Source organism: Synechococcus sp. GFB01, assembly GCF_001039265.1.
Taxonomy (GTDB): Bacteria; Cyanobacteriota; Cyanobacteriia; order PCC-6307; family Cyanobiaceae; genus NIES-981.
Genome location: NZ_LFEK01000071.1, coordinates 1 through 8,769, shown reverse-complemented (window position 1 = coordinate 8,769; position 8,769 = coordinate 1). Strand labels below are relative to the sequence as shown.

Below are 8,769 nucleotides of genomic sequence, written 5' to 3'. Positions count from 1 at the left end.
TGCTGCCGCTGGATCTGGCCGATGCGCAGGCTTGCGCCGGGTGGTGTTGGAGCACCGCCCCGACTGGGTGCTGAATGCCGGCGCCTATACGGCGGTGGATCGGGCCGAGAGCGAGCCGGAGCTGGCCAAGGCGGTGAACGGCGGTGCGCCGCGGGCGCTGGCGGAGGCCTTGCGCGAGACGGGTGGCAGCTTGCTTCAGGTCAGCACCGACTTCGTGTTCGACGGCCGGCAGGGCAGCCCCTACCTCCCGAAGCAGAAGCGCCGGCCGCTGGGTGTTTACGGCGCCAGCAAGGCGGCGGGAGAAGAAGCGGTGGAGCAGGTGCTGGGAGCGGTCGGCCAGGGGGTGATCCTGCGAACCAGCTGGGTGATGGGGCCCGTGGGCCGCAACTTCGCGCGCACGATGCTGCGGCTGCACCGGGAGCGGGGCGCCGGTGGTCCTGCGATCGGTGTAGTGGCCGACCAGGTGGGCTGCCCCACCAGCACCCTCACCCTGGCGACTACCTGCTGGCGGCTGATCGGGCGCTGGGATGCCATGATCAGCGCTGCGGGAGCCGGCCCCCTGCCGATGGTGCTGCACTGGAGCGATGCAGGTGCCGCCAGCTGGTATGACGTAGCCGTTGCGGTGGGCGAGTTGGGGGTGGAGCTCGGATTGTTGGAGCAGGCAGCGTCCGTGAATCCGATCCTCACTGCGGACTATCCGCTGCCGGCGCCCCGACCAAGCTATTCGCTGCTGGAGTGCAGCGGTACTCGTCAGCTCCTCGACCTTCAGCCCAAGCACTGGCGCGTGGCCTTGCGGCAGATGCTCGAGACTGCGCCCTCTGTCGGTCCCTGACCATCCCGCCCATGCTTGATCCCGCCAGATCCGCTGCCGGCGCTCCGCTGCCGAAGGCCCCTCCCCTGCCTGCGGTGGGCGAGCTGCTTGGTGAGCGCCGCCGCGTGCTGGTGACCGGCGGAGCCGGTTTCATCGGCGGAGCGGTGGTGCGGAGATTGCTCACATGCAGCGGCGCACGGGTTTTCAATCTCGACAAGCTCGGCTACGCCAGCGATCTGACCAGCATCGAGGCGGCACTGGCGGAGCTGGGGCCCGCCGCCCGCACCTCCAGAGGGGAGCTGCGCCACGAGCTGCTGCGGGTGAATCTGGCCGACGGCGACGCCACGGCGGCAGCGGTGCGACGGGCCGATCCGGATCTGGTGCTGCACCTTGCGGCCGAGAGCCACGTCGACCGCTCGATCGAGGGGCCGGGAGTGTTCATCGAGAGCAACGTGACCGGCACCTTCCAGCTGCTGCAGGCAGTGCTGGAGCACTGGGCAGCGCTTTCCGATGAGCGCAGGCAGCGTTTCCGCTTCCACCACATCAGCACCGACGAGGTGTTCGGCTCGCTGGGGCTCACGGGACGATTCTCGGAAACCACTCCCTATGACCCGCGCAGCCCCTACTCGGCCAGCAAGGCGGCTAGCGATCACTTGGTGCACGCCTGGCACCACACCTACGGCCTGCCAGTGGTGCTCACCAACTGCAGCAACAACTACGGGCCCTGGCAATTCCCCGAGAAGCTGATCCCGGTGGTGATCCTCAAGGCGCTGCCGGCGAGCCGATTCCCCTCTATGGAGACGGTAACAACGTCCGCGACTGGCTGTACGTGGAAGACCACGTGGATGCCCTGTTGCTGGCTGCTACCCGCGGCCGTGTGGGCGAGAGCTACTGCGTGGGTGGGGCCGGTGACCATGGCCGTCCCAGCGAGCGCACCAACCGGCAGGTGGTGGAGGCGATCTGCGCCCTGATGGATCGGCTGAGGCCGCAGGGAGCTCCCCATGCTCGCCTGATAACCCGGGTGAGCGACCGCCCCGGCCACGATCGGCGCTACGCCATCGATGCGGCGAAGATCATCACCGAGCTGGGCTGGCGGCCCCGCCACAACTTTGAGCAGGGCCTCGAATCCACGGTGCGCTGGGCTCTCGACAACCTCGACTGGTGTGCGGCGGTGCGCGCACGTGCCGGTTATGGCGGCGAGCGCATCGGCCAGCGGCCGGTGATCCTCTGATGCTGCGGCTGAATGCCACTGATCGCCGGTTGAGGCCCATGTCCTGGCGGGATCCGCGCCGTGATCTGTTGCTCTGTGCCTGCCTTGATCTGCTTGGGCTGGTGGTGGCACTGCTGGCACTGATCAACCTGCGCGGGCTGTCGTTCCAGGGCCAGGGGGGCTGGATCGTCACCACACTAGCCACCTATCTGGTGATGGGGTGGCTACTTGGCACCTACACGCTGCTTGGGTGGCGTCGTCTGCCCCGCTGGACGCTGCTTCAGCGGCTTGGATTGACGCTGCTAGCCAGTCTCCTGGTGATGGCCGTGCTCACCTGGCTCCTGAACCCTCCCCTGGCTGTCTGGGTGGTTTACCGCAGCAACCAACTCAGCCTGATGCTTCCCGTGGTGGTGTGGTCAGGGCTGGTGCGGGTGGCGCTGCACCGCGGGGCTCTGCGCCCTGAGGAGCCGCAGCTACTGCTGGTAGCGCCTGAGCGCGAGGCTCAGCAGGCCCTGCGGGCCTGGCAATCCACCCCAACCCGACTGATGCCGCGCCGCGTGACGCCCGAGGAGGCGGTGCGACACGACGGGATGGTGGTGCTGGCGGTATCCACCTCCTACCAGCAGCAGCCCGCGCATCCTCCGTGGCTGGAGGAGTTGGAGGGGCGCGATCCGCGTCTCTGCAGCCTCACAACGCCCGAGGCCCTGGCGGAGGGCCACCTCAAGCGGCTGCCTCCGGCTCTCGTGCCGGAACCCTGGCTCAGTTTCTCTGAGATCCCCTTCAACTCGGTTTNCGGCTTCCAGCGCCAGCTCAAGCGGGTGGCCGATGTGGCTGTGTCGCTGCTGCTGCTGCTGTTCACGTCGCCGCTGCTGCTGCTGGCGGCACTGCTGATCTGGCTGGAGGATCTGGGAACGGTGTTCTATGTGCAGAAACGCAGCGGCTGGCTGGGCAAGCCGTTCAACATGCTCAAGCTGCGCACCATGGCTGTGGCGCCGTGCCAGGCTCCCGCCATCTGGACGGTTCCGGGTGACCGACGCATCACTCGGGTGGGGCTCTGGCTGCGGCGCTCACGTCTTGATGAACTGCCCCAGCTGATCAACGTGCTGCGCGGCGACATGAGCCTGATCGGCCCGCGGCCGGAGCGTCCGGAACTAGAACATGACCTGGAGACCCTCATCCCCCACTATCGCAAGCGCCACTGGATGCGTCCGGGGCTAAGCGGCTGGGCCCAGGTGAATGCACCCTATGCCGCCAGTGTGGAGGATTCCGAGCTCAAGCTCTCCTATGACCTCTTTTATCTCAAGCACTTCAGCACCTGGCTGGATCTGTTGATCCTGTTGCGCACCATCAAGACCTTGCTGAAGATTGCGGGACGATGAGAGTGAAAGTGCAGGATGCGACTCATCCGTCCGGTGAACGGCCAGTCGACAATCTGGTGTTCGTGCCACTGCACTGACCGGTCTGTCTGGCGGCAGGGTTGGCTCACCGGGTTCTGGTGCAGGCAGGGCTGGCACTAGGTGACGGTCACGGCGCCAAGAGATCCCCTGGCACAGTAGCGCCAGCACCAGCCAGGCCACACCCGGCAGCCTCAGTAGGCTGCACTCATCTCTCTGGTGTAATCGCCACCATGCTCAAGCTCCTGCTGGGTGACCCCAACGCCCGCAAGCTGAAGCGCTACCAGCCCCTGGTGTCGGACATCAACCTGCTCGAGGAGGAGATCGCCCCCTCTCCGACGACGAGCTGCGCGGCCTCACCGCCGAATTCCGCCAGAAGCTCGACAACGCTCGCGGAGGCCCCGGTACGCGGGCAAGCGGCCAGGGCGACGCCGTGCGGGCCCGTGAGCGCGCCCTGCTCGATGAGCTGCTGCCGCAGGCCTTCGCGGTGGTGCGCGAGGCCAGCAAGCGGGTGCTCGGCATGCGCCATTTCGACGTGCAGCTGATCGGCGGCATGGTGCTGCACGACGGCCAGATCGCCGAGATGAAGACCGGCGAGGGCAAGACCCTCGTGGCCACCCTGCCCGCCTACCTCAACGCGCTCACCGGCCGCGGCGTGCACGTCGTCACGGTGAACGACTATCTGGCCCGGCGCGACGCCGAGTGGATGGGCCAGATCCACCGCTTCCTCGGGCTCTCGGTGGGGCTGATCCAGCAGGACATGGATCCGGCCACCCGCCGGCTCAACTATGGCTGCGACATCACCTATGCCACCAACAGCGAACTGGGCTTCGACTACCTGCGCGACAACATGGCCACCGACATCGCCGAGGTGGTGCAGCGCGACTTCCACTACTGCGTGATCGACGAGGTCGACTCGATCCTGATCGACGAGGCACGCACGCCGCTGATCATCTCCGGCCAGGTGGAGCGCCCCCAGGAGAAGTATCAGAAGGCTGCCGAGGTGGCGGCCCAGCTGGTGCGGGCCGCCGAGATGGGCAAGGACGGCATCGATCCCGAGGGCGACTACGAGGTGGATGAGAAGCAGCGCAGCTGCACCCTCACCGACGAGGCTATGCCAGGGCCGAGCGGCTGCTGGGGGTGAGCGATCTGTTCGATCCGGCCGACCCTGGGCCCACTACATCAACAACGCCCTCAAGGCCAAGGAGCTGTTCATCCGCGACGTGAACTACATCGTGCGCGGCGAGGATGCCGTGATCGTGGATGAGTTCACCGGCCGGGTGATGCCCGGCCGGCGCTGGAGCGATGGCCAGCACCAGGCGATCGAGGCCAAGGAGGGCCTGCCGATCCAGCCCGAAACCCAGACCCTCGCCTCGATCACCTACCAGAACTTCTTCCTGCTCTACCCCCGCCTGGCCGGCATGACCGGCACGGCGAAAACGGAAGAGGTGGAGTTCGAGAAGACCTACAAGCTCGAGGTCACGATCGTGCCCACCAACCGGCCCCGGGCCCGCTCCGACTGGAGCGATCAGGTGTACAAGACCGAAACCGCCAAGTGGCGCGCCGTCGCCCTGGAAACCGCCGAGATTCACAAGCAGGGCCGGCCGGTGCTGGTGGGCACCACCAGCGTGGAGAAATCCGAGCTGCTCTCCGCTCTCCTTGCCGAGCAGCGGATCCCCCACAACCTGCTCAACGCCAAGCCCGAGAACGTGGAGCGGGAGGCCGAGATCGTGGCCCAGGCGGGCCGCGCCGGCGCCGTGACCATCGCCACGAACATGGCTGGCCGCGGCACCGACATCATCCTGGGCGGCAACGCGACTACATGGCCCGCCTCAAGCTGCGCGAGGTGCTGCGCGAGGGCTGCTGCCCCGCCTGGTGCGCCCTGAGGAAGGCCACAGGCCCCCCGTTCCCCTGCAGCGGGCCCCGGAAGCGGCTGCCGGTTTCGGGGCCACAGCCGAGGCAGCGGCCGCCAGGGCCCCCTCGGAAGCCCGCGCCATCGGCGCCCTCTACCCCTGCGCCCTCAGCGACGCCACCGAGCACTCCCTCTCCGAACTCGCCCACGACCTGGTGAAGGCCTGGGGCGATCGCCAGCTCACCGTGCTGGAACTCGAAGACCGCATCGCCCAGGCGGCCGAGAAGGCCCCCACCCCAGATCCCCAGATTCAGCGTCTGCGGGAGCTGATCGCCCGCGTCAAGGCGGAATACGAGGTGGTGACCCGCTCCGAGGAGCAGCGGGTGCGCGAGGCCGGCGGCCTCCACGTGATCGGCACCGAGCGGCATGAATCGCGCCGGGTCGACAACCAGCTGCGCGGCCGCGCCGGCCGCCAGGGCGACCCAGGTTCCACGCGCTTCTTCCTTTCGCTGGAGGACAACCTGCTGCGCATCTTCGGCGGCGACCGGGTCGCGGGCCTGATGAACGCCTTCCGGGTGGAGGAGGACATGCCGATCGAATCCGGCATGCTCACCCGCTCGCTGGAAGGAGCCCAGAAGAAGGTGGAGACGTATTACTACGACATCCGCAAGCAGGTGTTCGAGTACGACGAGGTGATGAACAACCAGCGCAAGGCGGTCTACGCCGAGCGCCGTCGGGTGCTGGAGGGCCGTGAGCTCAAGGCTCAGGTAATCGGCTATGGCGAGCGCACCATCGACGACATCGTGGAGGCCTACGTGAATCCCGAGCTGCCGCCGGAGGAGTGGGATCTGGATCGACTGGTGGCCAAGGCGAAGGAGTTCATCTACCTGCTCGAGGATCTCATCCCCGAGCAGCTGAGCGGCCTGGGGGTGGATGAGCTCAAGGCCTTCCTGCAGGAGCAGATGCGCAACGCCTACGACATCAAGGAGGGCCAGATCGAAGCCCAGCGGCCTGGGTTGATGCGCGAGGCCGAGCGCTTCTTCATCCTCCAGCAGATCGACACCCTCTGGCGCGAGCACCTGCAGTCGATGGATGCCCTGCGCGAATCGGTGGGCCTGCGCGGCTATGGCCAGAAGGATCCGCTGATCGAATACAAGAACGAGGGTTACGACATGTTCCTGGAGATGATGACTCAGATGCGTCGCAACGTGATCTACTCGATGTTCATGTTTCAGCCGGCGCCTGCTGCTGCAGGAGCTGCTGTCTGAGCATTCACGACTTGGTTCACTGAGTGGACCCAGGGTTATCGCCGAGAAATTCAAGGATCTCCCGGTCCATCAGATTCTGGGCCACGCCGCGGCAGGGTTCCTGCAGAGGCCTTCCGGCTGCCAGCTCCCTCAGGCAGGCCTGGGTGCGCGCCAGTTCACCCTCGAGGGCATCGATCCGCTCCATCAGGTTGCGGATCACGGTGGCCTCGGCGTCCGGCAGGGCCGAGTGGGCCAGTGGATCCACCCGCACGCCGCTCTGGTGGATCACCCGGCCAGGGATGCCCACCACGGTGCTGTCGGCCTCCACGTTGCGCAGCACCACCGAACCGGCACCGATGCGGGTGTTCGGTCCCACGGTGATGGCGCCCAGCACCTTGCGCCGGCGCCCACCACCACGTTCTCGGCCAGCGTGGGGTGGCGTTTGCCGTGCGCCTTGCCCGTGCCTCCCAGGGTCACCCCCTGGTAGAGCAGGCACTGGTCGCCCACCACGGCCGTCTCGCCGATCACCACCCCCATGCCGTGGTCGATGAACACACCTCGCCCGATGCTTGCTCCGGGGTGGATCTCGATCCCGGTGAGCCAGCGTCCCAGCTGGCTCAGCAGGCGGGCCAGCAACGGCGTGAGTGGCCAGCGCAGCTGCCAGAGCCGGTGGCTGATGCGGTGCAGCGCCAGGGCGTGCAGCCCCGGATAGCAGAGCAGGATCTCCAGGGTGCCCCGGGCGGCGGGGTCACGCTCCTGGATGATGGCCAGATCGGCGCGCATTGCCTTGAGCATGGAGGCATCCTGGCGGACGTCGCAGGCGTTTGACCGCGGGGCCCTCCCTCGTGCATGATCAACCAGTCGGCGAGGCCGGCGGCTGCGGATGTAGCTCAGTGGTAGAGCATCTCCTTGCCAAGGAGAGGGTCGAGAGTTCGAATCTCTTCATCCGCTTCAAGCAACCCTGGGTTCAGCCCACCACCAGGCCGATCTCCTTGCGGAGCTGGTCGATGGTGGCACTGCCCAGGTAGCTGCGGGCGCAGTGCACCACCGGCAGCCGCATCAGCTGGGCCCGGTTCTGCCGCAGGCTCTGCTCCACCAGGGGCAGGCTGGGTCTGTCGCAGAGCACGTGGCTGGCGGCCCGCAGCAGAGCCAGCAACCGGCTGCCCGTGTCGGGATTGGCGGTCATCACCAGCAGGTCGTTGCCGCGCATGCTGTGCAGGATCACCTCTGCGGCCCGCAGGATGCCCGGGCTGATGCTCACCAGCCCCACGCAGCTGCCGGCCCGCAGCTCCTTGAGCAGATCGAGCTCATGCCGGAAGTCGTTGAGGTCCACCGGCACCGCACGCACACCGTGGCGCTTGGCGATCTCCTCCACGGGCTGGAGGAAGTAGCGGCTGGTGACCACCGTGCCGTTGTTGCCCGCCTCCAGCACCCCCTCCAGCTCCTCCATCGGCACCACCTCCACCGGCACCTCAAGGTTCGGCGCCAGCTCCTCGGCGATGAGAAGGGAGGCACCGAGGTCCTCGCGGGGGGTGCTCACCAGCACGCGGCGCCGCAGCGCAGCCGCCAGTCGATCTCCCGCGTGAGCAGATCGCGGGCCTGCTGCAGCGTGCAGCCCGCCTGCAGCAGCCCATCGATGCTCTGGCGCACCTGCCGATCCAGATCGGGCTGCACCTTGCCGGCGGGGCCGGGAACGATCTGGCTCTCGCGCGGCTTCAGCCGGTCGCGCACATAGATGCCGGAGCCGGCCAGGGCTTCGACCACCCCGTCGGTCTCCAGCTGGCGATACACCTTGCTGATCGTGTTGCGGTGCAGCCCCGTCTGCATGGCCAGCTGGCGGGTGCTCGGCAGGCGATGGCCCGGCGGGTAGTGCCGGGCGGCGATGGCGAAGCAGATCTGGTTGTACAGCTGGGTCGACGCCGGTATGTCGCTTTCCTGCTGGATGTGAAACCGCACGCCGGAGTGGGCCAATTGCTTTGCTGGCCACCTTACGGACCGTCCGCTGGGCGCACAATCCCCGCTGCCGAAGCCGCCTCAAAATGGCTGAGCCGGCCGACGCCGCCCCCATGGCCCCTTGTTCCTCCCGCTGGATCGAGCCGCAGCCTGGGGTGCGCTGCTGGTGGGCTCTGCGCCCGAGCGGCCGCCGCGGGCGGCCGTGCTCGTGCTGCCGGAGGTGTTCGGTGTCAACGCCTGGGTGCGCGGCGTGGCGGATCGTCTCGCCAGCGAGGGCTTCGCTGCCCTGGCCTGGCCGATCT

2 protein-coding genes, 1 tRNA gene and 5 pseudogenes are annotated in these 8,769 nt (G+C 67.6%); 6 read left to right on the top strand and 2 right to left on the bottom strand.

The annotated features are described in order from the left end of the window. The 4 genes and pseudogenes from rfbD to secA all read left to right on the top strand — a co-directional run. Window positions 1–832, top strand: a pseudogene (gene rfbD, locus SYNGFB01_RS08860) (dTDP-4-dehydrorhamnose reductase); the annotation flags it as partial. 11 nt (window positions 833–843) lie between these two features. Beyond that, a pseudogene (gene rfbB, locus SYNGFB01_RS08855) lies at window positions 844–2,042 on the top strand (dTDP-glucose 4,6-dehydratase). Between the two features lie 38 nt (window positions 2,043–2,080). Next, complete coding sequence (locus tag SYNGFB01_RS08850) at window positions 2,081–3,400, top strand: sugar transferase (RefSeq protein ID WP_200900090.1); 1,320 nt, start codon at window positions 2,081–2,083, stop codon at window positions 3,398–3,400. A 248-nt stretch (window positions 3,401–3,648) separates the two neighbouring features. Then, window positions 3,649–6,535, top strand: a pseudogene (gene secA / locus SYNGFB01_RS08845) (preprotein translocase subunit SecA). Between the two features lie 16 nt (window positions 6,536–6,551). Here the strand turns inward: secA and cysE are convergent. Beyond that, window positions 6,552–7,309 (bottom strand): annotated as a pseudogene (gene cysE, locus SYNGFB01_RS08840) (serine O-acetyltransferase). An 84-nt stretch (window positions 7,310–7,393) separates the two neighbouring features. Here cysE and SYNGFB01_RS08835 point away from each other — a divergent pair. Then, window positions 7,394–7,465, top strand: a tRNA-Gly gene (locus tag SYNGFB01_RS08835). 16 nt (window positions 7,466–7,481) lie between these two features. Here the strand turns inward: SYNGFB01_RS08835 and SYNGFB01_RS08830 are convergent. Next, window positions 7,482–8,470: pseudogene (locus SYNGFB01_RS08830) on the bottom strand (GntR family transcriptional regulator). Window positions 8,471–8,633: 163 nt separating this feature from the next. Between SYNGFB01_RS08830 and SYNGFB01_RS08825 the strand changes: the two are divergent. Then, a partial coding sequence (locus SYNGFB01_RS08825; RefSeq protein ID WP_369795529.1) for a dienelactone hydrolase family protein occupies window positions 8,634–8,769 on the top strand: 136 nt, incomplete at its 3' end.